Genomic DNA, 23,713 nt, shown 5'->3' with positions numbered 1-23,713 from the left:
GCACCGGATTTTTTATTCAGAAGATGAAAGCAATGCAAAAATCCGCTGCGTTTTGTTATCCGCTTCTTACCGTTATGGTGCTATCCATGACGGGATGCGCATTGATCCCGACCAAGCCGCTGGTGGAAGGCGCGACCTCCGCACAGCCCACGCCTGGCCCGGTTCCTGTGGTCAACGGTTCTATATTCCAGACTGCGCAGCCGATTAACTACGGCTATCAGCCACTCTTTGAGGACCGACGACCTCGCAACATTGGCGACACTCTGACTATCCAGCTTCAGGAAAACGTCAGCGCCAGTAAGAGCTCGTCGGCGAATGCCAGCCGCGACGGGAAAACCAACTTTGGTTTCAGTACCGTACCGCGTTATCTGCAGGGTCTGTTTGGCAACGGACGTGCCGATGTGGATGCCGCAGGCGGCAACAGCTTTAACGGTAAGGGTGGGGCGAATGCCAGCAACACCTTCAGCGGCACGCTGACCGTCACCGTCGATCAGGTCCTGTCTAACGGTAACCTGCACGTGGTTGGTGAGAAACAGATAGCCATCAATCAGGGCACCGAATTTATCCGCTTCTCCGGCGTTGTAAACCCACGCACGATAAGCGGCAGCAACACCGTACCTTCCACCCAGGTGGCGGATGCCCGCATCGAGTACGTGGGTAATGGTTATATCAACGAGGCGCAGAACATGGGTTGGCTGCAGCGCTTCTTCCTTAACTTATCGCCGATGTAAACGAGGTGAATTATGTTTAAAACCCTGGTTAGCATGGTTCTGGTACTGGTGACAGGATTCGCACATGCCGAGCGTATTCGCGATCTCACCAGCATTCAGGGCGTGCGGGAAAACTCCCTAATCGGTTATGGCCTGGTGGTGGGGCTGGATGGTACAGGTGACCAGACCACGCAGACGCCGTTTACCACCCAGAGCCTGAATAACATGTTGTCGCAGCTCGGGATCACCGTTCCGGCCGGGACTAACATGCAGTTGAAAAACGTGGCGGCGGTGATGGTTACCGCCCAGTTCCCGGCGTTCGCCCGTCAGGGGCAGACCATCGACGTGGTGGTCTCTTCCATGGGTAACGCTAAAAGCCTGCGCGGCGGTACGCTGGTGATGACGCCGTTAAAAGGGGTCGATAACCAGGTCTATGCGCTGGCGCAGGGGAACATTCTGGTCGGCGGCGCGGGGGCGTCGGCGGGCGGTAGCAGTGTGCAGGTGAACCAGCTTAACGGCGGGCGCATTACCAACGGTGCGGTGGTTGAACGTGAGCTGCCGAACCAGTTTGGCTCCAGCAATACCATCAATCTGCAGCTGAATCAGGAAGACTTTACCCTGGCGCAGCAAATTGCCGACACCATTAACCGCCGCAGCGGTTACGGCAATGCTACCGCGCTTGATGCGCGTACCGTTCAGGTGCATGCACCGACCGGTAACAGCAGCCAGGTGCGTTTGCTGGCCGATATCCAGAATATGGAAGTGAACGTCACGCCGCAGGATGCGAGGGTGATTATCAACTCCCGTACCGGCTCCGTGGTGATGAACCGCGAAGTGACGCTCGACAGCTGTGCCGTTGCGCAGGGTAACCTCTCGGTGACGGTGAACCGTTCCCAGCAGGTGAGCCAGCCGGATACGCCATTTGGCGGTGGGCGGACGGTGGTCACACCGCAAACGCAGATTGATATGCGTCAGAGTGGTGGTGCGATTCAGAGCGTTCGTTCCAGTGCGAATCTCAACAACGTCGTCCGGGCGCTCAACGCGCTGGGGGCATCGCCTATCGAGCTGATGTCGATCCTCCAGTCGATGCAAAGCGCGGGCTGCCTGCGTGCCAAAGTTGAGATTATCTAATGCTGAGTGATAGCAAACTGCTGAGCGGTGCGGCCTGGGACGCACAATCACTCAACGAACTGAAGGCCAAAGCGGGTCAGGACCCGCAGGCCAACCTTCGATCTGTCGCCCGGCAGGTCGAAGGGATGTTCGTGCAGATGATGTTGAAAAGTATGCGAGAAGCCCTGCCGAAAGACGGGGCGCTCAGTACCGATCAGACGCGTCTTTATACCAGTATGTACGATCAGCAAATTGCCCAGCAGATGACCGCCGGTAAAGGGCTGGGTCTTGCCGAGGAGATGGTGAAACAGATGGGCGGTGCGCAGGGCGACGCCGCGCCTGCCGCCCAGGTACCGCTGAAGTTCGATCTGCAAACGGTGACGACTTACCAGAATGACACCCTGCGCCAGATGGTACGTAAAGCCATTCCTCAGGCGCCGTCGGGCAGTGATGCTGCGCTTTCCGGTGACAGCAAAGACTTCCTGGCGCAGCTCTCGCTTCCGGCAAAACTTGCGAGCCAGCAAAGTGGTATTCCACACCATCTGATTCTGGCGCAGGCCGCGCTGGAATCCGGCTGGGGCCAGCGGCAGATCCGTCGTGAAAACGGCGAGCCAAGCTTCAACCTCTTCGGGGTAAAGGCCTCATCCGACTGGAAGGGCAAGGTGGCGGAAATCACCACCACGGAATTTGAAAATGGCGAAGCGAAGAAAGTGAAAGCCAAATTCCGCGTTTACAGCTCGTATCTGGAAGCGTTATCCGATTATGTGGGTCTGTTGACCCGCAACCCGCGCTATGCCGCAGTGACCAACGCCGCGACGGCGGAGCAGGGCGCACAGGCGCTGCAGAGCGCCGGATACGCCACCGATCCGAACTATGCCCGTAAGCTCACCAGCATGATCCAACAGCTGAAATCCATGGGCGAAAAAGTGAGCAAAGCCTACAGCAACGATATTGAAAATCTGTTCTGAAATCACTCAAGTTTGTCGTGCTGTGGTCGATAACAACGCTATAAAAGAAGAGATAAGGAACAGCCATGTCCAGTTTGTTTAACAGCGCAATGAGCGGACTCAGCGCCGCTCAGGCAGCGCTGAACACCGTCAGTAATAACATCTCCAGCTACAACGTCGCCGGCTACACCCGTCAGACAACAATTCTTGCGGCTGCGAACAGCTCGCTGGGCGCCGGTGGCTGGACCGGAAACGGGGTGAACGTGACTGGCGTTCAGCGCGAATATGACGCGTTCATCACCAACCAGCTGCGCGCCGCACAAAACCAGGGCAGCGGCCTGACCACGCGCTACCAGCAGATGTCGAAAATCGACAACGTGCTCTCCGATACCACCAACTCGCTCTCCGCCACGCTGCAGGATTTTTTCAAAAGTATGCAGACGCTGGTGAGCAACGCCGAAGATCCGGCAGCGCGTCAGGCGGTGCTGGGTAAAGCCAACGGACTGGTAAACCAGTTTAAGGTGACCGATCAGTATCTGCGTGACCAGGACAAGCAGGTTAACCAGTCTATTGCCTCAAGCGTTGATCAGATCAACAACTATGCCAAACAGATTGCCAGCCTGAACGACAAGATTGCCCGCATGACCGGCGTTGGCGCAGGGGCGTCACCGAACGATCTGCTCGATCAGCGCGATCAGCTGGTGACTCAGCTGAACCAGCTGGTGGGCGTTGAAGTGAACGTGCAGGACGGCGGCACTTACAACATCACCATGGCGAACGGCTATAACCTGGTGCAGGGAACGTCTGCCCGTCAGCTGGCCGCCGTACCGAGCAGCGCGGATCCATCCCGTACCACGGTTGCTTATGTTGATGATGTTGCCGGAAACGTTGAGATTCCGGAAAAACTGCTGACCAGTGGTTCACTCGGTGGTCTGTTGACCTTCCGCACTGAGGATCTGGATAAAGCACGTAATAACCTGAACCAGCTGGCGATGGTTTTTGCCGACTCGTTCAACCAGCAGCATACTCAGGGTCTGGATGCCAACGGCGATCCGGGCAAAGAGGTGTTCTCCTTCGGTAAGCCTTCCGTCGTAGGCAACAGCAAAAACAGCGCTGGCGCGACGATGACGGTTGATATGACCGACAGCAGCAAAGTTCAGGCGACTGATTACAAAGTGGAATACAAAGGCGGTCAGTGGCTCGTTACGCGCACGGCCGATGACACCACGGTAAACGGTAACTTCGACCCGGCGACCAACACGCTGAGCTTTGATGGCCTGAAAGTAAGCGTCGGTGGTACCGCCGCGACTGAAAACAACAGCTTCACCGTTAAACCTGTGAGCGACGCCATCGTCAACATGGGCATGAAGATAACCGATGCTTCACAGCTGGCAATGGGTAAAAACGACCCGACCAGCGGCGAGAGCGACAACCGTAACGGTCAGGCGCTGCTCGATCTGCAGAACAAGAAGCTGGTAGGTGGCTCAAAGTCGTTTAACGATGCCTACGCCTCGCTGGTGAGCGATGTCGGTAACACCACCGCCACGCTTAAAGTCAGCAGCACGACGCAGGGCAATGTGGTGACCCAGCTGACCCGTGAACAGCAGACTATCTCCGGGGTGAGCCTCGATGAAGAGTACGGCAAGCTGCAGCTTTTCCAGCAGTATTACCTGGCGAATGCGCAGGTACTGCAAACGGCAAACACGCTGTTTGATGCGTTAATTAATATTCGCTAAGGAGACATAAAGTCATGCGTGTCAGTACTTTAATGATGTACCAACAGAATATGCGTGGTATCACCGATTCCCAGTCAACCTGGCTTGGTTACGGTGAGCAGATGTCTACCGGTAAACGTGTTAACCGTCCGTCTGATGACCCGATCGCAGCCTCCCAGGCGGTGGTTTTGTCACAGGCGCAGGCGCAAAACGCGCAGTTCAGCACCGCGCGTCAGTTTGCCAACCAGCGCGTTTCGCTCGAGGACAGCGTGCTTAACCAGGTCGGTTCTGCCATCACCTCCGCCCAGGAGAAAATCATCAGTGCCGCAAAAGGGACGCTGAGTGATGATGACCGCGCCTCCATGGCAACTGACCTGCAGGGGATCCGCGATCAGTTGTTAAACCTGGCTAACGGTCAGGACGGCAACGGTCGTTACATGTTTGGCGGTTATAACACGGACAAGCCACCGTTTGATGCTAACGGTAACTATGTTGGTGGCACCAACAACATCGAACAGCAGGTGGATTACTCTCGTACCATGGTCATCGGCCATACCGGTAACAAGATTTTTGATGCCCTGACCAGCAATGCCGTACCTGAGCCAGACGGTAGCCCGTCTGAGACCAACGTGTTCAAAATGCTCGATACGGCGATTGCCGCACTGAAAACACCGGTTGAAGGTGATGATGCTAAAGGTGAAGTTGCGCTGGCGGCAATTGAGAAAACCAACCGTGGCCTGCGTAACTCTCTGAACAACGTTCTGAGCGTTCGTGCCGAACTTGGCACGCAGATGAACGAGCTGACGCAACTGGATGCGCTGGGGGCTGACCGTACGCTGAGCCAGACCGCGCAGATGAGCGATTTAGTCGACGTTGACTGGAACGCCACTATCTCTAACTACGTGATGCAGCAGGCTGCTTTGCAGGCATCCTACAAGACTTTCAGCGATATGCAGGGAATGTCCCTGTTCCAGCTGAACCGATAAGCTCTCGTTTTTAAAGCTGGTCTGGAAACTGGGCCGCTTTCTCTGCCCGCCCCATTCACCCCGGGGCGGGCCTTTTTTTATCTGCGATCCTGCTAACCGTCTTTGCACCGCACAATAAAAAAGGGCCCATGTTAAACATGGGCCCTTTTATCTTTACTCAGGGGCGGTGAGATACCGCCCGCAGAGAGACTGGCTTACTCAACCGGCTGAGGGCGGGTTGGGGCAGCGCTTGCCTGCTGAGTGGCGCTATGACCACCGGCAGCACCTTTACCGTCGAAAGCGAAGGCCGGGCGAACCCAGTCGCTGTGACGCGCGGCTTCTGGTACGTAGTCCGGTGCCGGAGCGCGAGTCATCGGTGCAGTGGCATGATGATTATCATCGCTTGCAGCCGGTGCTTTGATTTCCACCGGTTTCGCGGCTTCTACCGGCGCTGCGACAACCACGGTCTCCTGAACGGCAACCGCTTCCGGCGCTGTAACAGGGGCGACAACAGGCTGGACGGCCATTTCCACTTCAGCAGCCGGTTCTACTTCCTCGGCAACTTCTTCTGCAACCACTTCATCCTGCTCAGCGATGAAATGCGGCTGCTCGCTTACGGCAGTGGCAATGACTTCAGGATGGCTGGTCTCTACCACCGGTGCCTGAGGGGCTTCGGTGGCGGTCTGCGGTTCAGCGACTTCAACGTCTTTCACCGCTTCAGCAACCACTTCTGCTGCAACAACCGGGGCAGTTTCAACGACAGCCGGTGCCTGAGGTTGTTCTTCAACGACCACTGGTGCAACCTGCTGCGTCATCTCAGCTTCACGCTGCTCTTCAGCAACCTGATCCTGCGGGCGCGCAACCGGGTAGCGGATCCAGACTTTACCAGAGGCCATTTCCGGAGACATGCACGCTACGGTCAGCGGCATCGGAGACTGCAGCGGGTAACGCTCATCACGATAACGACGACGGCGCTGACCGCTGACGCGCAGGTGGCGCGGAGAGCGGCGTGAGCGGCGCGGCATACCGGCAGCATCACGGGCTTCTGCGTTGTCATCCTGCTCGGTCGGTGCTTCCACGACGGCTGGCAGATCGAGCTTCGCGAGTTCGGTACGCGGAGCGCGAGCCGGTGCTTCGGTTTCAGCCTGCGCTTCTACCGGTGCAGACTCTGTACGGGTCTCTTCTGCAGACTCGTAGCGCACTTTCTGGGTCAGCTGACGCGGCTTACGACGCGGCATGGTCTGCTGAACGCTTTCTTCCTGCTCGGTTTCCTGAGCCGGTTGTTCTTCGCGGTTCAGCGCTTTGACTTCCTGCTGTGCCTGACGCTTGTCGTCGTTACGGCGACGGTTACGCTCGCGGCGTGACTGCTGCTGATCGTCACGACCTTTCGCTTTTTCACCGTCTTCCTGCGCCAGCGGCTGACGCTGTTCGCGCGGTTCGCCGTTCTGCTGCTTATCGCGGCGGTTACGACGGTTCTCTTCACGACCTTCCGCGTTCTCGCTACGGTTGTCGCGATTATCACGGTTGTCACGGTCGCGGTTATCGCGGTTTTCATTGCGGTCACGGCGATCGTTGCGGTCGCGGCGGTTGTTCTGACGCGGTTTACGACGATCCTGTTGACGTTCCTGCTTCTCTTCTTTCTTCGCCGGAGCCTGTTCAACTTCTTTCGCCGGCTCGCTGCCAGCAAACAGGTTTTTCAGCGCGCCGAAGAAGCGGCTCACCAGACCAGGTGCCGCCGGGGTTGCCACGGCAGGAGCCGCTTTTGCCGCAGCAGCAGGGGCTTTCGGTGCCGCCTCGGCTTCTGGTGCAGGCGGTACGTCCGGCATGGTGAAGGTGGCCAGCGCCGGTTGTTCCGGACGCTTACGCTCAGCAGGCTCTTCGTCAGCCGGTAGCGCCATCTCTTCTTCGTGCAGTTTCGGCAGCAGGTAGCTCAGGGTGGTGGTTTCTTCACCCTTACGCACGCGCAGCACCGAGTAGTGCGGCGTTTCCATCTGATCGTTCGGCACGATGATGCAGCGAACGCCGCCCTGACGGGATTCGATTTCGCTAACCGCTGCACGTTTTTCGTTCAGCAGGTAAGAGGCAATCGGCACCGGCACAATGGCGTGAACTTCTTTGGTGTTCTCTTTCAGCGCTTCTTCTTCAATCAGACGCAGAATAGAGAGCGACAATGATTCGTTATCACGTACGGTACCAGTACCGGAGCAGCGCGGGCAGACGTGATGGCTGGACTCGCCAAGCGACGGGCTCAGACGCTGACGGGACATCTCCAGCAGACCGAAGCGGGAGATATGGCTAATCTGGATACGCGCACGGTCCTGGCGCACCGCTTCACGCAGACGGTTTTCCACTGCACGCTGATGGCGTACCGGGGTCATGTCGATGAAGTCGATAACGATAAGGCCGCCGAGGTCACGCAGACGCAGCTGGCGGGCGATTTCATCGGCCGCTTCGAGGTTGGTGTTAAACGCCGTTTCTTCGATGTCGCCGCCGCGAGTCGCGCGGGCGGAGTTGATATCGATGGCGGTCAGCGCCTCGGTGGAGTCGATAACAATAGAACCACCGGACGGCAGACGGACTTCACGCTGGAAAGCGGATTCGATCTGCGATTCGATTTGGTAGTGGCTGAACAGCGGGATTTCACCGGTGTACAGTTTGATTTTGCTGCTGAAATCCGGACGACCGAGCGCCGCGATGTGCTGGCGAGCCAGCTCAAGCACTTTCGGATTATCAATCAGGATTTCACCGATGTCCTGGCGCAGGTAGTCACGGAAGGCGCGAACGATAACGTTACTTTCCTGATGGATAAGGAACGGTGCCGGACGGCTTTCTGCGGCTTTCTTAATGGCTTCCCAGTGCTTCAGGCGGAAACTTAAGTCCCACTGCAGCGCTTCGGCAGATTTGCCAACGCCTGCGGTACGGACAATCAGACCCATGCCATCCGGCAGCTCGAGGCTTGCCAGCGCTTCTTTCAGTTCAGTACGGTCATCACCTTCGATACGGCGAGAGATACCACCCGCACGCGGGTTGTTTGGCATCAGTACCAGATAACTCCCCGCAAGGCTGATAAAGGTGGTTAATGCCGCGCCTTTATTACCGCGCTCTTCTTTATCAATCTGAACGATAACTTCCTGACCTTCACGCAGAACATCTTTGATGTTGGGACGGCCATGGGAGTTATAACTAGCAGGGAAGTACTCGCGGGCAATTTCTTTGAGGGGGAGGAAACCGTGACGTTCAGCGCCGTAATCAACAAATGCCGCTTCCAGACTCGGTTCAATACGGGTGATTTTGCCTTTGTAGATGTTCGCTTTTTTCTGTTCGTGGCCAGGACTTTCAATGTCCAGGTCGTACAGGCGCTGCCCATCAACAAGGGCGACACGCAACTCTTCCTGCTGAGTTGCGTTGATTAACATTCTTTTCATCGTAACTTACTCATTATTCTTGCATTGACGACTAAGCTGCGGGCAGAGTAATGCCTTTCCGGGGATGTACCGATGGCCTCGTGACTATTGACGTCGCCAACCTCACGGTTGTCGTACGCTTAAGAGGCGCAGAGTGTCGGCTGCCTGTATTTCAAACGGAAAAACAGTGCAATTAACTGGGGAACTGTCTGGGAAATTATCACCAGAGAAGATTCCGTCTACCGGTAAGGACTGCAACCCGCAGCCCGCTAACTGTCTGAAAGATCAATACGTCTTACGCCATTGCCGCGTGGTCGATCGGTCAGACAAAATGGGTCATTCCGTTACTTTGCTTGTTTTAACAAGATTCAACACGGAAAACCGCATCATTATTCCATTGCTAACCTTGTTATAGCAAGATGACTTTCACCATTTGCTACCCGGTTACTCACAGTTTTTTCACTTCTTTGGCAGGATTGTTCTAATAACAAACAATCTGCTGTCAGAAGCGCTCGTTGTAACCAGTTAGTAATATATATAAGCACAGAAAAATGAGTGGCGCGAATGCGCCTTGCTATTTAGAATCGCCGACCATGAAAACTGAGACGCCATCTGTAAGACATGTCACGATTGCCGCTGATGAAGCCGGGCAACGTATCGATAACTTTTTGCGCACCCAGCTGAAAGGCGTGCCGAAAAGTATGATTTACCGCATCCTGCGTAAAGGGGAAGTGCGGGTTAACAAAAAACGCATTAAACCAGAATACAAACTGGAAGCCGGCGATGAAATCCGTATTCCGCCGGTACGCGTAGCGGAACGTGACGAAGAGGCGGTGTCACCGCATCTGCAGAAAGTCGCGGCGCTGAGCGACGTTATCCTTTATGAGGATGACCACATTCTGGTGCTGAATAAACCATCCGGTACTGCGGTTCACGGCGGTAGCGGTCTGAGCTTCGGGGTGATTGAAGGCCTGCGGGCGCTGCGCCCGGAAGCGCGCTTCCTTGAGCTGGTGCATCGTCTCGATCGCGACACCTCCGGCGTGCTGCTCGTGGCGAAAAAACGCTCGGCCCTGCGTTCGCTGCATGAGCAGCTGCGCGAGAAGGGAATGCAGAAAGATTACCTGGCGCTGGTGCGCGGTCAGTGGTCTTCGCATACCAAAGTGGTGCAGGCACCGCTTCTGAAAAACATTTTGCAAAGCGGTGAACGTATTGTTCGCGTGAGCCAGGAAGGGAAACCGTCGGAGACGCGCTTCAAAGTGGAAGAGCGCTTTGCGTTTGCGACGCTGGTACGTTGTAGCCCGGTCACCGGACGTACGCACCAGATCCGTGTGCACACGCTGCATGCCGGGCATCCCATTGCCTTTGACGATCGCTATGGCGATCGTGAGTTCGATAAGCAGCTGGCGTCAACCGGGTTAAATCGCCTGTTCCTGCACGCGGCAGCGCTGAAGTTCACGCATCCGGGTACCGGCGAAACGCTGCGTATTGAAGCACCGATGGATGACGGACTGAAACACTGCCTGCAGGTGCTGCGCAGCCAGAAGTAAAAGGTGAGGGCGGTTGATGCCCTCATCCGTCCCTCTCTCACAAGGAGAGGGAAAATCACATCACCCCAGCGGATCCACCTTTTCACGCCGTAGCATCTGACACAGCGCAATCAACGGCAGGCCAACCAGGGTGTTCGGGTCCCGGCCTTCAAGACGCTCAAAGAGCGTAATCCCCAGCCCTTCACTTTTAAAACTGCCTGCGCAGTTGAGCGGGCTTTCTATGCGGATGTAATTGCGGATCTCTTTCTCATTCAGATGGCGAAAATGGACATCGAAGGGTTCGCATTCCGTCTGCAAATGACCGGTGGCTGAGTTATATAATGCAAGCCCGGTATAAAAAGAGACCACGGAACCGCTGGCTTTCTTTAACTGCAGGCGCGCATGCTCTTCGGTATGCGGTTTACCGGTGATTTCGCCGTCGAGAACGCACACCTGATCCGAGCCAATAATCAAATGCTCGGGGAAGCGCGATGCCAGCGCCTGGGCTTTTGCCTGCGCCAGGCGCTGTACCAGGTGGCGCGGAGATTCATCCGCCAGCGGCGTTTCATCTACCTCTGGCGCGGCGCATTCGAAGTCGATACCGAGCTTTTCCAGCAGCAGTCGACGATAGGGTGAGGTTGAAGCAAGAATAATCTTTGGCATATTTTTTCTTTAAGCTCTGGCGCAACGGATGACAGCATTTTAAACTACAGGCCGCAATGTGTGCGAATAAATGGCAAAAGGCGTCTTCGGGTGCCTTTTTCTTTGACTATACGACGTTACAAAGTTAATATGCGCGCCCTATGCAAAAGGTAAAATTACCCCTGACTCTTGATCCGGTCCGTACGGCTCAAAAACGCCTCGATTACCAGGGCATTTATGCTGCTGATCAGGTGGAGCGTATCGCCGAGTCTGTAGTCAGTGTGGACACTGATGTGGAATGTTCGATGTCGTTCGCCATCGACAACCAGCGCCTCGCGGTTTTAACCGGTGATGCAAAGGTGTCGGTCACGCTCGAGTGTCAACGCTGCGGGAAACCGTTCCCATTTCATGTTCACACAACATATTGTTTCAGTCCGGTCCGTTCCGACGAACAGGCTGAAGCACTCCCGGAAGCGTATGAACCGATTGAGGTTAACGAATTCGGTGAAATCGACCTGCAGGCACTGGTCGAGGATGAAGTCATTCTCGCCTTACCTGTAGTTCCGGTGCATGATTCTGAACACTGTGAAGTGTCCGAGGCGGACATGGTCTTTGGTGAATTGCCTGAAGAAGCGCAAAAGCCAAATCCATTTGCCGTATTAGCCAGCTTAAAGCGTAAGTAATATCGAGGAGTAAGGTCCATGGCCGTACAACAAAACAAACCAACCCGTTCCAAACGTGGCATGCGTCGTTCCCATGACGCTCTGACCGCAGTTACCAGCCTGTCTGTAGACAAGACTTCTGGTGAAACTCACCTGCGTCACCACATGACCGCTGACGGTTTCTACCGTGGTCGCAAGGTTATCACTAAGTAATCACGCTCACGCGTGATGAGGCTTAGTGAGGATTTCCCCGTGCAAGCGGGGATATACCAAACCGGGCAGTGACGATACCTTGACACGTCTGACCATAGCGTTAGATGTCATGGGAGGCGATTTTGGCCCTTCCGTGACGGTGCCTGCAGCTTTGCAGGCACTGGGTTTTAATTCGCAACTCTCACTTCTTCTTGTCGGCGATCCCGACACAATCACGCCATTACTCGCCAAAGCTGACTTCGAACAACGTTCACGTCTGCAGATTATCCCTGCACAGTCAGTTATTGCCAGTGATGCTCGTCCGGCGCAGGCGATTCGCCAGAGTCGGGGCAGCTCAATGCGTGTGGCGCTTGAGCTGGTGAAAGAAGGGCGCGCTCAGGCGTGCGTCAGCGCCGGAAATACCGGTGCGCTGATGGGGCTCGCGAAATTACTACTTAAACCGATTGAAGGCATTGAGCGCCCGGCGCTGGTGACGGTTCTTCCGCATCAGCAGAAGGGGAAAACGGTGGTGCTCGATCTCGGCGCCAACGTTGATTGCGACAGTACCATGCTGGTGCAGTTTGCCGTGATGGGTTCCGTGCTGGCGAAAGAAGTGGTCGGCATTGACAACCCCCGCGTGGCGCTACTGAATATCGGTGAAGAAGAGAGCAAGGGCCACGAAAATATTCGTGATGCTTCAGCAATGCTTAAAACCGTGCCATCTATCAACTATATTGGATATCTTGAAGCCAACGAGTTGTTAACGGGAAAAACTGACGTACTGGTTTGCGATGGTTTCACGGGCAACGTCACCTTGAAGACCATGGAAGGCGTTGTTCGCATGTTCCTTTCGCTGCTGAAATCGCAGGGAGATGGCAAAAAAAGGTCGTGGTGGCTGATTTTGTTGAAGCGTTGGTTACAAAAGAGCCTGGCAAGGCGATTCAGTCACCTCAACCCCGACCAGTATAATGGCGCCTGTCTGTTAGGATTGCGCGGCACGGTGATTAAGAGTCATGGTGCTGCAAACCAGCGCGCATTTAGCGTCGCCATAGAACAGGCAGTGCAGGCGGTACAGCGGGAGGTTCCTCAGCGGATCTCGGCTTGCCTGGAATCTGTATTACCAAAAAAAGACTGAGCGTACATGCATACGAAGATTATAGGTACCGGCAGTTTCCTGCCAGCACAGGTGCGTACCAACGCCGATTTAGAAAAGATGGTAGATACTTCTGACGAGTGGATTGTCTCACGCACAGGTATCCGTGAACGTCGTATCGCGGGTCCTGAAGAAACCGTGGCAACCATGGGTTTCGAAGCGGCGAAGCGCGCGCTGGAAATGGCGGGCATTGATAAAGAAGAGATCGGTCTTATCGTCGTCGCCACTACGTCTTCCACGCACTCCTTCCCGAGCGCCGCCTGCCAGATCCAGAGCATGCTCGAGATTAAAGGCTGCCCGGCATTTGACGTTGCAGCTGCCTGCGCCGGGTTTACCTATGCGCTGAGCGTTGCCGATCTGTATGTGAAATCCGGCGCGGTGAAAAAAGCGCTGGTTATCGGTTCCGACGTGCTGGCACGCACCTGCAACCCGGAAGACCGTGGCACCATCATTATTTTTGGCGACGGCGCGGGCGCTGTCGTTCTCAGTGCATCTGAAGAGCCGGGTATTATCTCTACCCACCTCCATGCTGACGGTCGTTATGGTGAGCTGTTGACGCTGCCAAACGCTGACCGCGTGCAGCCGGAGAACCCAATTTTCCTGACCATGGCGGGTAACGAAGTCTTTAAAGTGGCGGTCACCGAGCTTGCGCACATCGTTGATGAGACGCTGGCGGCGAACAATATGGACCGTTCTGAACTGGACTGGCTGGTACCGCATCAGGCTAACCTGCGCATTATCAGCGCAACCGCGAAAAAGCTGGGGATGTCGATGGACAACGTCGTGGTGACGCTTGACCGTCATGGCAACACCTCGGCGGCGTCCGTGCCGTGTGCGCTGGACGAAGCGGTACGCGATGGCCGTATCAAACGTGGCCAGCTGATTCTGCTTGAGGCCTTCGGTGGCGGATTTACCTGGGGCTCTGCGCTGGTTCGTTTCTAGTATAAGGACTAATAACATGACGCAATTTGCTTTTGTCTTTCCTGGACAAGGTTCTCAAAGCGTTGGGATGTTGTCTGAAATGGCAGCTAACTTCCCGGTGATCGAAGAGACTTTTGCTGAAGCTTCTGCTGCTTTAGGTTACGATCTGTGGGCGCTGTCTCAGCAGGGTCCGGCGGAAGAACTGAACAAAACCTGGCAGACCCAGCCTGCGCTGCTGACGGCATCCGTCGCGCTGTACCGTGTATGGGTACAGCAGGGCGGTAAAGCACCGGCGATGATGGCTGGCCATAGCCTGGGCGAATATTCTGCTCTGGTATGTGCAGGCGTTATTGATTTTGCTGATGCCGTGCGCCTCGTTGAGCTGCGCGGTAAGTTCATGCAGGAAGCGGTTCCGGAAGGCACCGGCGGCATGTCCGCCATCATCGGTCTTGATGATGCTTCTATTGCGAAAGCCTGTGAAGAAGCGGCTGAAGGGCAGGTGGTTTCACCGGTCAACTTCAACTCGCCGGGCCAGGTGGTTATCGCGGGTCATAAAGAAGCCGTTGAACGTGCAGGCGCTGCCTGTAAAGCCGCGGGCGCTAAGCGTGCGCTGCCGCTGCCGGTCAGCGTACCGTCTCACTGTGCGCTGATGAAACCTGCCGCAGAGAAACTGGCCGTTGAGTTGCAGAAACTGACCTTTAATGCGCCGCAAATCGCGGTAGTCAACAACGTTGACGTGAAGTGTGAAACGTCTGCTGACGCCATTCGTGACGCCCTGGTCCGCCAGCTGTATAGCCCGGTCCAGTGGACGAAGAGCGTGGAATTCATGGCGGCGCAGGGTGTTGAACACCTGTACGAAGTTGGACCAGGTAAAGTTCTCACCGGTCTGACAAAACGTATTGTTGACACCCTGACGGCGTCGGCTATTAATGAGCCGGCGGCGATGACCGCGGCGCTTGAGAGTTAAAAGAGGATATCATGAGTTTTGAAGGAAAAATCGCGCTGGTTACCGGTGCAAGTCGCGGTATTGGCCGTGCAATCGCTGAAACTCTCGTCGCTCGTGGCGCGAAAGTCATCGGTACTGCCACCAGTGAAAGCGGCGCGAAAGCCATCAGCGAATACCTGGGTGCTAACGGTAAAGGTCTGATGCTGAATGTGACCGATCCTGCATCTATCGAATCTGTGCTGGAAAATATTCGTGCAGAGTTTGGCGAAGTCGACATTCTGGTCAATAATGCCGGGATTACTCGTGATAACCTGTTAATGCGAATGAAAGATGACGAGTGGAACGACATTCTCGAAACCAACCTGTCATCTGTTTTCCGTCTGTCAAAAGCGGTAATGCGCGCTATGATGAAAAAGCGTCACGGTCGTATTATCACTATTGGTTCCGTGGTTGGTACCATGGGAAATGCTGGTCAGGCCAACTATGCTGCGGCAAAAGCGGGCCTTATCGGTTTCAGTAAGTCGCTGGCGCGTGAAGTTGCGTCCCGCGGTATTACGGTGAACGTTGTTGCTCCGGGCTTTATTGAAACGGACATGACGCGTGCGCTCTCTGACGAGCAGCGTGCGGGTATTCTGGCGCAAGTTCCTGCGGGTCGCCTCGGCGACGCAAAAGAAATCGCCAGCGCGGTTGCATTCTTAGCTTCTGACGAAGCGGGTTACATCTCTGGTGAGACTCTGCACGTCAACGGCGGGATGTACATGGTTTGATCGCGATTTGCACAAAACGCTCAGGAACCGCGCATCTCGTGCGGTTCTCAGGACGAAATCGTGCAAAATAATTTGCGTTATTAGGGCAAACACCCGCAAAATAGCGTAAAATCGTGGTAAGACCTGCCGGGATTTAGTTGCAAATTTTTCAACATTTTATACACTACGAAAACCATCGCGAAAGCGAGTTTTGATAGGAAATTTAAGAGTATGAGCACTATCGAAGAACGCGTTAAGAAAATTATCGGCGAGCAGCTGGGCGTTAAGCAGGAAGAAGTTACCAACAATGCTTCCTTCGTTGAAGACCTGGGCGCTGATTCTCTTGACACCGTTGAGCTGGTAATGGCTCTGGAAGAAGAGTTTGATACTGAGATTCCGGACGAAGAAGCTGAGAAAATCACCACCGTTCAGGCTGCCATTGATTACATCAACGGCCACCAGGCGTAAGTGAACATCTCCAGGCGGTCATTCGACCGCCTGAGTTTTATCTTTTTTAGTCCCACGAATCTCATTATCAATCCCTCCCTGGAGGACAAACGTGTCTAAGCGTCGTGTAGTTGTGACCGGACTTGGCATGTTGTCTCCTGTCGGCAATACCGTAGAGTCCACCTGGAAAGCTCTCCTTGCCGGTCAGAGCGGCATCAGCCTAATCGACCATTTCGATACTAGCGCCTATGCAACGAAATTTGCTGGCTTAGTAAAGGATTTTAACTGTGAAGAGTTCATTTCGCGCAAAGAACAGCGCAAGATGGATGCCTTCATTCAATATGGAATTGTCGCTGGCATTCAGGCCATGCAGGATTCTGGACTTGAAATTACGGAAGAGAACGCAACCCGTATTGGCGCTGCTATCGGCTCCGGGATTGGCGGCCTTGGCCTGATCGAGGAAAACCATACATCTCTGATGAATGGCGGCCCGCGTAAGATCAGCCCGTTCTTCGTTCCGTCCACGATTGTTAACATGGTGGCAGGTCACCTGACCATCATGTTCGGCCTCCGTGGCCCAAGCATTTCGATCGCGACTGCCTGTACTTCTGGCGTGCATAACATCGGCCATGCCGCGCGTATCATCGCGTACGGCGATGCGGATGCTATGGTCGCGGGCGGTGCGGAAAAAGCCAGTACCCCACTGGGTGTCGGCGGTTTCGGTGCAGCGCGTGCGCTCTCTACCCGTAACGACAACCCGCAGGCCGCAAGCCGCCCGTGGGATAAAGACCGTGATGGTTTCGTGCTGGGTGACGGTGCGGGCATGATCGTACTGGAAGAGTACGAGCACGCGAAAAAACGCGGTGCCAAAATTTATGCTGAAGTTGTCGGCTTTGGTATGAGCAGCGATGCTTACCATATGACGTCACCGCCGGAAGACGGTGCGGGTGCAGCGCTGGCGATGGCTAACGCCATTCGCGATGCCGGTATTGCCGTAAGCCAGATTGGCTACGTCAACGCCCACGGTACTTCTACCAACGCAGGCGATAAAGCCGAAGCGCAGGCCGTGAAGTCTATCTTTGGTGAATACGCGAGCCGTGTGATGGTCAGCTCCACCAAATCCATGACCGGCCACCTGCTGGGTGCTGCGGGTGCAGTAGAGTCTATCTACTCTATCCTTGCGCTGCGTGACCAGGCCGTTCCGCCAACCATCAACCTGGATAACCCGGATGAAGGTTGTGACCTGGATTTCGTTCCGCACGAAGCGCGTCAGGTGAGCGGTATGGAGTACACCCTGTGTAACTCCTTCGGCTTTGGCGGTACTAACGGCTCCCTGATCTTCAAAAAGATCTGAGTCGACGTCCGAAATGCAAAAAGGCCTGCTCTGCAGGCCTTTTTCTTTAGGCGTATTCCTCTTGTCAGGCGTTCTGCCTGCTGCCAGACTAAAAGACCAGAGATAAGGAGCCCCTATGTTCTTGATTAATGGTACGGAACAGGACTCTCTTGCGGCAAACGATCGCGCCGTTCAGTTCGGCGACGGCTGCTTTACCACCGCGAAGATCCACAACGGCAGCGTCGAATTCCTCGAAATGCATTTGCAGCGACTGGAGAACACCTGCCGTGCGCTCATGATCCCCTTCACCGATAACGCAATTCTGCGTCAGGAGATGCGCGAACTGGCGTTACACCAGCGTGATGGCGTGCTCAAAGTCATTATTACCCGCGGCAGCGGTGGGCGGGGCTACAGCCCATCCTCGTGTCTGTTACCTTCCCGTATTCTGTCTACCTCTCCGGCACCTGCGCACTATTCCCGCTGGCAGGAGGAGGGGATTACGCTTGCGTTAAGCCCGGTGCAGGTTGGCCGCAATCCGCTACTAGCAGGTCTTAAGCATCTCAATCGTCTTGAGCAGGTGTTGATCCGCGCGCATCTTGAACAGACGGACGCCGACGAAGCGCTGGTTCTTGACAGCGACGGGTGGGTTACGGAATGCTGTGCCGCTAATGTGTTCTGGCGAGCGGGCGATACGGTATTTACGCCGCGTCTCGATCAGGCGGGCGTTAACGGTATCATGCGTCAGCATTGTCTGGCGCTGCTGGCACAAAGTCGTTACCGCGTTGTCGAAGTTCATGCACGTATTGAGGCGGTCAGGCAGGCAGATGAGGTCTGTATCTGCAATGCATTGATGCCCATTGTTCCGGTGAATACGTTTGGTGACGTTCGCTATCTGTCGCATGAACTGTTTGAATTTTTGGCCCCACGTTGTGAGTCATCCGTTTAGTCATGAAAAAAATGTTACGTTTCGTCCTGTTAGTGCTGCTGGTCCTGGCGATTGCCGCAGGCGTGGGGATGTGGAAGGTTCGCAAACTGGCGGACAGTCCGATACTGATTAAAGAAGAGACGATTTTTACCCTTAAAGCGGGCACCGGGCGCATGGCGCTGGGTGAACAGCTGTATCAGGATAAGGTTATTAACCGTCCGCGCGTGTTCCAGTGGCTGCTGCGTATTGAACCAGATCTGTCGCATTTCAAGGCCGGGACCTACCGTTTTACGCCTGAGATGACCGTGCGCGACATGCTGCAACTGCTGGCCAGCGGTAAAGAAGCTCAGTTCCCGCTGCGCTTTGTCGAGGGTATGCGTCTTAGTGATTATCTGAAGCAGCTGAGAGAAGCGCCTTACATTAAGCACACCCTGAAAGACGACAGCTATGCGACGGTTGCGCAAGCGCTGAAGCTTGAACATCCTGACTGGGTGGAAGGCTGGTTCTGGCCTGATACCTGGATGTATACCGCCAACACCAGCGATGTGGCGATCCTCAAACGCGCGCACCAGAAGATGGTCAAAGCGGTAGACCAGGCCTGGGAAGGGCGGATGGATAACCTGCCATATCAGGACCAAAACCAGCTGGTCGCGATGGCGTCGATCATTGAAAAAGAGACCGCCGTTGCCAGCGAACGTGACCGGGTTGCGTCGGTGTTTATTAACCGCCTGCGCATCGGCATGCGTCTGCAGACCGATCCCACCGTGATTTACGGCATGGGGACAAGCTATAATGGCAAGCTGTCGCGCAAGGATCTGGAAACGCCGACGAAGTACAATACCTATTCGATAACCGGGCTGCCGCCAGGACCTATCGCCACGCCAGGCGAGGCCTCATTGAACGCGGCAGCGCATCCGGCGAAGACGCCGTATCTTTATTTTGTGGCTGACGGTAAAGGCGGCCACACGTTTAACACCAATCTCGCCAGCCATAACCGGTCAGTGCAGGATTACCTGAAAGTACTTAAGGAAAAAAATGGGCAGTAACTACATCGTCATCGAGGGACTGGAAGGGGCAGGTAAAACTACGGCACGTGATACGGTCGTGGCGACGCTTGAGCAGCTGGGTATTCGCGATCTGGTATTCACCCGTGAGCCGGGCGGCACCATTCTGGCCGAGAAGTTGCGCAGCCTGGTGCTCGACATCCGCTCGGTGGGCGATGAAGTGATTAGCGATAAGGCCGAAGTCCTGATGTTTTACGCCGCGCGCGTACAGCTGGTCGAAACCGTCATCAAACCGGCGCTGGCCAACGGCCAGTGGGTTATTGGCGATCGCCACGACCTCTCGACTCAGGCCTATCAGGGCGGCGGACGGGGTATCGACCAGCATATGCTTGCCACCCTGCGCGACGCCGTGCTGGGGGATTTTCGCCCAAACCTGACCCTGTATCTCGACGTGACGCCAGAAGTGGGTCTCAAACGTGCCCGGGCGCGTGGCGATCTGGATCGCATTGAACAGGAGTCGCTGGACTTCTTCAACCGTACCCGCGCCCGTTACCTTGAGCTTGCCGCGCAGGACAACAGCATTCGCACCATCGACGCGACCCAGCCGCTGGAAAAAGTAATGCAGGATATTCGCGATACCGTCACCCTTTGGGTGGAGGAGCAGCGCGCATGAAATGGTATCCGTGGTTACGTCCGCACTTTGAGCAGCTGATTACCAGCTATCAGGCCGGTCGTGGACACCATGCGTTACTGGTTCAGGCGCTGCCCGGAATGGGGGAAGATGCGCTTATCTATGCGCTGACTCGCTGGCTGATGTGCCGCCAGCCGGACGGTCATAAAAGCTGCGGCCAGTGCCACAGCTGTCAGCTGATGCAGGCGGGAACGCATCCTGACTATTATCATCTGCTGCCGGAGAAGGGCAAAAGCTCGCTGGGCATTGATGCCGTGCGCAGCGTCACGGAAAAGCTATATGAACACGCCCGTCTCGGCGGGGCGAAGGTTGTCTGGATAGGCAATGCCGCCTGGCTTACCGATGCGGCGGCCAATGCGCTGCTTAAAACGCTGGAGGAGCCGCCGGAGAACACCTGGTTCTTCCTCGCCTGTGAAGAGCCGGAGCGTTTACTGGCAACATTAAGAAGCCGTTGCCGGTTACATCATCTGGCACCACCCGCTGAAAACTGGGCGGCGAGCTGGCTTGAACGGGAAGTGACGGTGTCACATGATGCGATCCTCACTGCGCTGCGTCTGAGCGCCAGCGCCCCAGCGGCGGCGCTGGAGTTACTGCAACAGCACTGGAGCGCTCGTCAGCAACTGTGTCAGCAGCTTGATGCGGCGCTTAACAGCCATGACTGGCTATCGCTGCTACCGGCCCTCAATCATGACGATGCGACCATGCGCCTGCACTGGTTCGCGACGCTGTTACTCGATGCGCTGAAAATCCAACAGCGAATCACCATCGTGACCAACGTGGACGCCTGGACGCTGTGCGAAAGGCTGGCCCGCACGTGGTCTGCCGCCCGGCTTCAGGCCATCGCTCACGACGCCTGCGAGTGCCGCGAGCAGCTTCTTAGCGTAACCGGACTTAACCGGGAACTGATGCTGACCGAGCGCCTGCTGCGCTGGGAGCACTACCTGCAACCGGGAACACCGCTTCCCGTATCTCACTTCTGAGAGAGAGCTCAATGTTTTTAGTCGACTCACACTGCCATCTCGATGGCCTGGATTATCAATCCCTGCATAAAAACGTCGATGACGTGCTGGCAAAAGCCGCCGCCCGCGATGTGAAATTCTGTCTTGCCGTTGCGACTACGCTTCCTGGCTACCGGAGCATGCGCGAGCTGGTTGGCGTTCGCGATAACGTCGTCTTTTCCTGCGGGGTTCATCCGCTGAATCAGGATGAAACCTACGCCGTGGAAGATCTGCGCCGCGTGGCGGCAGAAGAGGGCGTCGTTGCCCTGGGCGAAACCGGGCTGGACTATTTTTACACCCCGGAAACTAAAGCGCAGCAGCAGGAGTCCTTCCGTCATCACATCCGCATTGGTCGCGAGCTTAACAAGCCGGTGATCGTGCATACCCGTGACGCCCGTGAAGATACGCTGGCTATCCTGCGGGAAGAAAAGGTGACGGATTGTGGCGGCGTACTACACTGTTTCACAGAGGACAAAGAAACGGCGGGTAAACTGCTGGATCTTGGGTTTTATATCTCTTTTTCCGGCATTGTGACCTTCCGTAATGCGGAACAATTGCGTGATGCCGCGCGCTATGTACCGCTCGACAGGATCCTGGTGGAAACGGACTCCCCGTACCTGGCGCCGGTGCCGCATCGCGGTAAAGAGAACCAGCCTGCAATGACGCGGGATGTTGCTGAGTATATGGCCGTTCTGAAAGGTGTATCGGTTGAACAGCTGGCGCAGCAGACCACCGAAAACTTCGCCCGCCTGTTCCATATCAACCCCTCCCGCCTGCAAGACGCCTGATTTCGCAGCTTATTTTAAAGCTCGTAATTAATACTCAAACCGAGTACAGTTCCCCGCCACATAAGTGGCGGTGAATGGTCTTTTTGAAACAAATTGACACCACTTATGTAAAGAAACGCAAGTTTCTCGCTAGTTGCTGATTGAAACGTGATAGCCGTCAAACAAACGGAAACTGATTTATTTTACTCTGTGTAATAAATAAAGGGCGCTTAGATGTCCTGTCCACGGCGGGGTTCTCCCCCCTCGCCAATGCGTGAAAACGTAAAAAAAGATCTAAATACTCAGGAGCACTCTCAATTATGTTTAAGAATGCATTTGCTAACCTGCAGAAGGTCGGTAAATCGCTGATGCTGCCAGTATCCGTACTGCCTATCGCAGGTATCCTGCTGGGCGTCGGTTCTGCAAACTTCAGCTGGCTGCCAACCGTGGTTTCCCACGTGATGGCAGAAGCGGGCGGTTCTGTTTTTGCTAACATGCCGCTTATCTTCGCTATTGGTGTCGCACTTGGCTTTACCAATAACGACGGCGTTTCTGCGCTGGCAGCCGTGGTTGCCTATGGCATCATGGTGAAAACCATGGCGGTTGTCGCACCGCTGGTACTGCATTTACCTGCAGAAGAGATCGCTGCAAAGCACCTGGCTGATACCGGTGTTCTCGGCGGTATCATCTCTGGTGCCATCGCAGCCTACATGTTCAACCGCTTCTATCGCATTAAGCTGCCAGAATACCTGGGCTTCTTCGCGGGCAAGCGCTTTGTACCGATCATCTCAGGTCTGGCGGCAATCTTCACGGGTGTGATCCTGTCCTTCATCTGGCCACCGATTGGTACCGCTATCCAGACCTTCTCTCAGTGGGCTGCATACCAGAACCCGGTTGTCGCGTTCGGTATCTACGGCTTCATTGAACGCTGCCTGGTACCGTTTGGTCTGCACCACATCTGGAACGTTCCTTTCCAGATGCAGATTGGTGAATACACCAACGCCGCAGGTCAGGTATTCCACGGCGATATCCCACGTTACATGGCGGGTGACCCGACTGCAGGTAAACTGTCTGGCGGCTTCCTGTTCAAAATGTACGGTCTGCCGGCTGCAGCGATTGCTATCTGGCACTCTGCAAAACCGGAAAACCGCGCGAAAGTGGGCGGGATCATGATCTCCGCAGCGCTGACCTCGTTCCTGACCGGTATCACCGAGCCAATCGAATTCTCCTTCATGTTCGTGGCACCGATCCTGTACATCATCCACGCGATTCTGGCAGGTCTGGCATTCCCAATCTGTATTCTGCTGGGTATGCGTGACGGTACGTCCTTCTCTCACGGCCTGATCGACTTCATCGTGCTGTCCGGTAACAGCAGCAAACTGTGGCTGTTCCCGATCGTCGGTGCGTGCTATGCCGTGGTTTACTACACCATCTTCCGCGTGCTTATCAAAGCGCTGGACCTGAAAACGCCGGGTCGTGAAGATGCGACCGAAGACACCAAAGCGGGCGCGACCAGCGAAATGGCGCCGTCCCTGGTGGCAGCGTTCGGTGGTAAAGAGAACATCACTAACCTCGACGCATGTATCACTCGTCTGCGCGTAAGCGTTGCCGATGTGGCGAAAGTGGATCAGGCTGGCCTGAAGAAACTGGGTGCGGCGGGCGTGGTGGTTGCAGGTTCTGGCGTTCAGGCAATTTTCGGGACTAAATCCGATAACCTGAAAACCGAAATGGATGAGTACATCCGCAACCACTAAGCAAGATAGTGTGGGGAGACTAAGGCAGCCGAATGGCTGCCTTTTTTACGTTTGCGGTCGGCACGGATAAGAAATGCGGTAAGTGGGTTGAAACGCAGGGGGGTAGTCGCTCATACTCTTACGTTGAATTCTGTGCACAACTTACCGTACGGTAA

The 23,713-nt window shown here is 55.4% G+C and carries 22 protein-coding genes; 20 read left to right on the top strand and 2 right to left on the bottom strand.

All coding sequences use genetic code 11. The features are described 5' to 3' along the window. Positions 1-32: 32 nt before the first annotated feature. From C7387_RS08720 to flgL, 5 genes are all read left to right on the top strand, one after another. Positions 33-731 carry a flagellar basal body L-ring protein FlgH gene (locus C7387_RS08720; protein ID WP_038258262.1) on the top strand — a complete coding sequence of 233 codons (699 nt, stop codon included), beginning with the start codon at positions 33-35 and terminating at the stop codon, positions 729-731. Positions 732-743: 12 nt separating this feature from the next. Further along, positions 744-1,841 carry a flagellar basal body P-ring protein FlgI gene (locus C7387_RS08715; RefSeq protein ID WP_006819469.1) on the top strand — a complete coding sequence of 366 codons (1,098 nt, stop codon included), beginning with the start codon at positions 744-746 and terminating at the stop codon, positions 1,839-1,841. After that, positions 1,841-2,788 carry a flagellar assembly peptidoglycan hydrolase FlgJ gene (flgJ, locus tag C7387_RS08710; RefSeq protein ID WP_038258260.1) on the top strand — a complete coding sequence of 316 codons (948 nt, stop codon included), beginning with the start codon at positions 1,841-1,843 and terminating at the stop codon, positions 2,786-2,788. The genes C7387_RS08715 and flgJ overlap by 1 nt, the downstream gene beginning before the upstream one ends. A gap of 65 nt (positions 2,789-2,853) precedes the next feature. Beyond that, positions 2,854-4,503, top strand: coding sequence for a flagellar hook-associated protein FlgK (flgK, locus tag C7387_RS08705; RefSeq protein WP_006819473.1), 1,650 nt, complete (start codon positions 2,854-2,856; stop codon positions 4,501-4,503). A gap of 14 nt (positions 4,504-4,517) precedes the next feature. Further along, the gene (gene flgL, locus C7387_RS08700) at positions 4,518-5,468 is read left to right on the top strand and encodes a flagellar hook-associated protein FlgL (RefSeq protein ID WP_040903470.1); all 951 of its coding nucleotides are present in this window, start codon (positions 4,518-4,520) and stop codon (positions 5,466-5,468) included. 194 nt (positions 5,469-5,662) lie between these two features. Here the strand turns inward: flgL and rne are convergent, their stop codons facing one another. Continuing rightward, the gene (gene rne, locus C7387_RS08695) at positions 5,663-8,872 is read right to left on the bottom strand and encodes a ribonuclease E (RefSeq protein WP_120816517.1); all 3,210 of its coding nucleotides are present in this window, start codon (positions 8,870-8,872) and stop codon (positions 5,663-5,665) included. Between the two features lie 572 nt (positions 8,873-9,444). Here rne and rluC point away from each other — a divergent pair. Then, positions 9,445-10,398 carry a 23S rRNA pseudouridine(955/2504/2580) synthase RluC gene (gene rluC / locus C7387_RS08685; RefSeq protein WP_006819478.1) on the top strand — a complete coding sequence of 318 codons (954 nt, stop codon included), beginning with the start codon at positions 9,445-9,447 and terminating at the stop codon, positions 10,396-10,398. A gap of 60 nt (positions 10,399-10,458) precedes the next feature. Here the strand turns inward: rluC and C7387_RS08680 are convergent, their stop codons facing one another. Further along, positions 10,459-11,040 carry a Maf family protein gene (locus C7387_RS08680; RefSeq protein WP_038258248.1) on the bottom strand — a complete coding sequence of 194 codons (582 nt, stop codon included), beginning with the start codon at positions 11,038-11,040 and terminating at the stop codon, positions 10,459-10,461. A 140-nt stretch (positions 11,041-11,180) separates the two neighbouring features. Here C7387_RS08680 and yceD point away from each other — a divergent pair, with 140 nt between their 5' ends. From yceD to ptsG, 14 genes are all read left to right on the top strand, one after another. Next, complete coding sequence (gene yceD, locus C7387_RS08675; RefSeq protein WP_006819480.1) at positions 11,181-11,702, top strand: 23S rRNA accumulation protein YceD; 522 nt, start codon at positions 11,181-11,183, stop codon at positions 11,700-11,702. A gap of 18 nt (positions 11,703-11,720) precedes the next feature. Continuing rightward, entirely contained in the window at positions 11,721-11,894 is a 174-nt protein-coding gene (gene rpmF, locus C7387_RS08670) for a 50S ribosomal protein L32 (protein WP_006819481.1), read from the top strand. A 79-nt stretch (positions 11,895-11,973) separates the two neighbouring features. Further along, positions 11,974-13,008, top strand: a complete 1,035-nt coding sequence (gene plsX, locus C7387_RS08665) for a phosphate acyltransferase PlsX (RefSeq protein WP_202632185.1) — start codon at positions 11,974-11,976, stop codon at positions 13,006-13,008. A gap of 6 nt (positions 13,009-13,014) precedes the next feature. Continuing rightward, complete coding sequence (locus tag C7387_RS08660; protein ID WP_006819483.1) at positions 13,015-13,968, top strand: beta-ketoacyl-ACP synthase III; 954 nt, start codon at positions 13,015-13,017, stop codon at positions 13,966-13,968. A gap of 16 nt (positions 13,969-13,984) precedes the next feature. Beyond that, positions 13,985-14,914 (top strand): ACP S-malonyltransferase, encoded by a 930-nt coding sequence (gene fabD / locus C7387_RS08655; RefSeq protein ID WP_006819484.1) that lies wholly within the window; start codon positions 13,985-13,987, stop codon positions 14,912-14,914. A gap of 11 nt (positions 14,915-14,925) precedes the next feature. Then, entirely contained in the window at positions 14,926-15,660 is a 735-nt protein-coding gene (gene fabG, locus C7387_RS08650) for a 3-oxoacyl-ACP reductase FabG (RefSeq protein WP_006819485.1), read from the top strand. A 210-nt stretch (positions 15,661-15,870) separates the two neighbouring features. Beyond that, positions 15,871-16,107, top strand: coding sequence for an acyl carrier protein (acpP, locus tag C7387_RS08645; RefSeq protein WP_000103754.1), 237 nt, complete (start codon positions 15,871-15,873; stop codon positions 16,105-16,107). Between the two features lie 91 nt (positions 16,108-16,198). Next, positions 16,199-17,440 (top strand): beta-ketoacyl-ACP synthase II, encoded by a 1,242-nt coding sequence (gene fabF / locus C7387_RS08640; protein WP_038258233.1) that lies wholly within the window; start codon positions 16,199-16,201, stop codon positions 17,438-17,440. Positions 17,441-17,555: 115 nt separating this feature from the next. Then, on the top strand, positions 17,556-18,365 hold the full coding sequence (pabC, locus tag C7387_RS08635) for an aminodeoxychorismate lyase (RefSeq protein WP_006819487.1): 810 nt from the start codon (positions 17,556-17,558) through the stop codon (positions 18,363-18,365). A 2-nt stretch (positions 18,366-18,367) separates the two neighbouring features. Further along, complete coding sequence (gene yceG, locus C7387_RS08630; protein WP_006819488.1) at positions 18,368-19,390, top strand: cell division protein YceG; 1,023 nt, start codon at positions 18,368-18,370, stop codon at positions 19,388-19,390. After that, complete coding sequence (gene tmk, locus C7387_RS08625) at positions 19,380-20,021, top strand: dTMP kinase (RefSeq protein WP_006819489.1); 642 nt, start codon at positions 19,380-19,382, stop codon at positions 20,019-20,021. Before yceG ends, tmk begins: the two co-directional genes overlap by 11 nt. Then, a complete protein-coding gene (gene holB / locus C7387_RS08620; RefSeq protein ID WP_120816516.1) occupies positions 20,018-21,019 on the top strand; it encodes a DNA polymerase III subunit delta' in 1,002 nt (333 codons plus the stop codon). Before tmk ends, holB begins: the two co-directional genes overlap by 4 nt. A gap of 11 nt (positions 21,020-21,030) precedes the next feature. Next, positions 21,031-21,825 carry a metal-dependent hydrolase gene (locus tag C7387_RS08615; protein ID WP_120816515.1) on the top strand — a complete coding sequence of 265 codons (795 nt, stop codon included), beginning with the start codon at positions 21,031-21,033 and terminating at the stop codon, positions 21,823-21,825. 299 nt (positions 21,826-22,124) lie between these two features. Then, positions 22,125-23,558 (top strand): PTS glucose transporter subunit IIBC, encoded by a 1,434-nt coding sequence (ptsG, locus tag C7387_RS08610; RefSeq protein WP_006819493.1) that lies wholly within the window; start codon positions 22,125-22,127, stop codon positions 23,556-23,558. The last annotated feature ends 155 nt before the right edge of the window (positions 23,559-23,713 follow it).

The organism is Yokenella regensburgei (genome assembly GCF_003634235.1).
GTDB lineage: Bacteria > Pseudomonadota > Gammaproteobacteria > Enterobacterales > Enterobacteriaceae > Yokenella > Yokenella regensburgei.
This window is presented reverse-complemented; position numbering and strand designations above follow the sequence as displayed.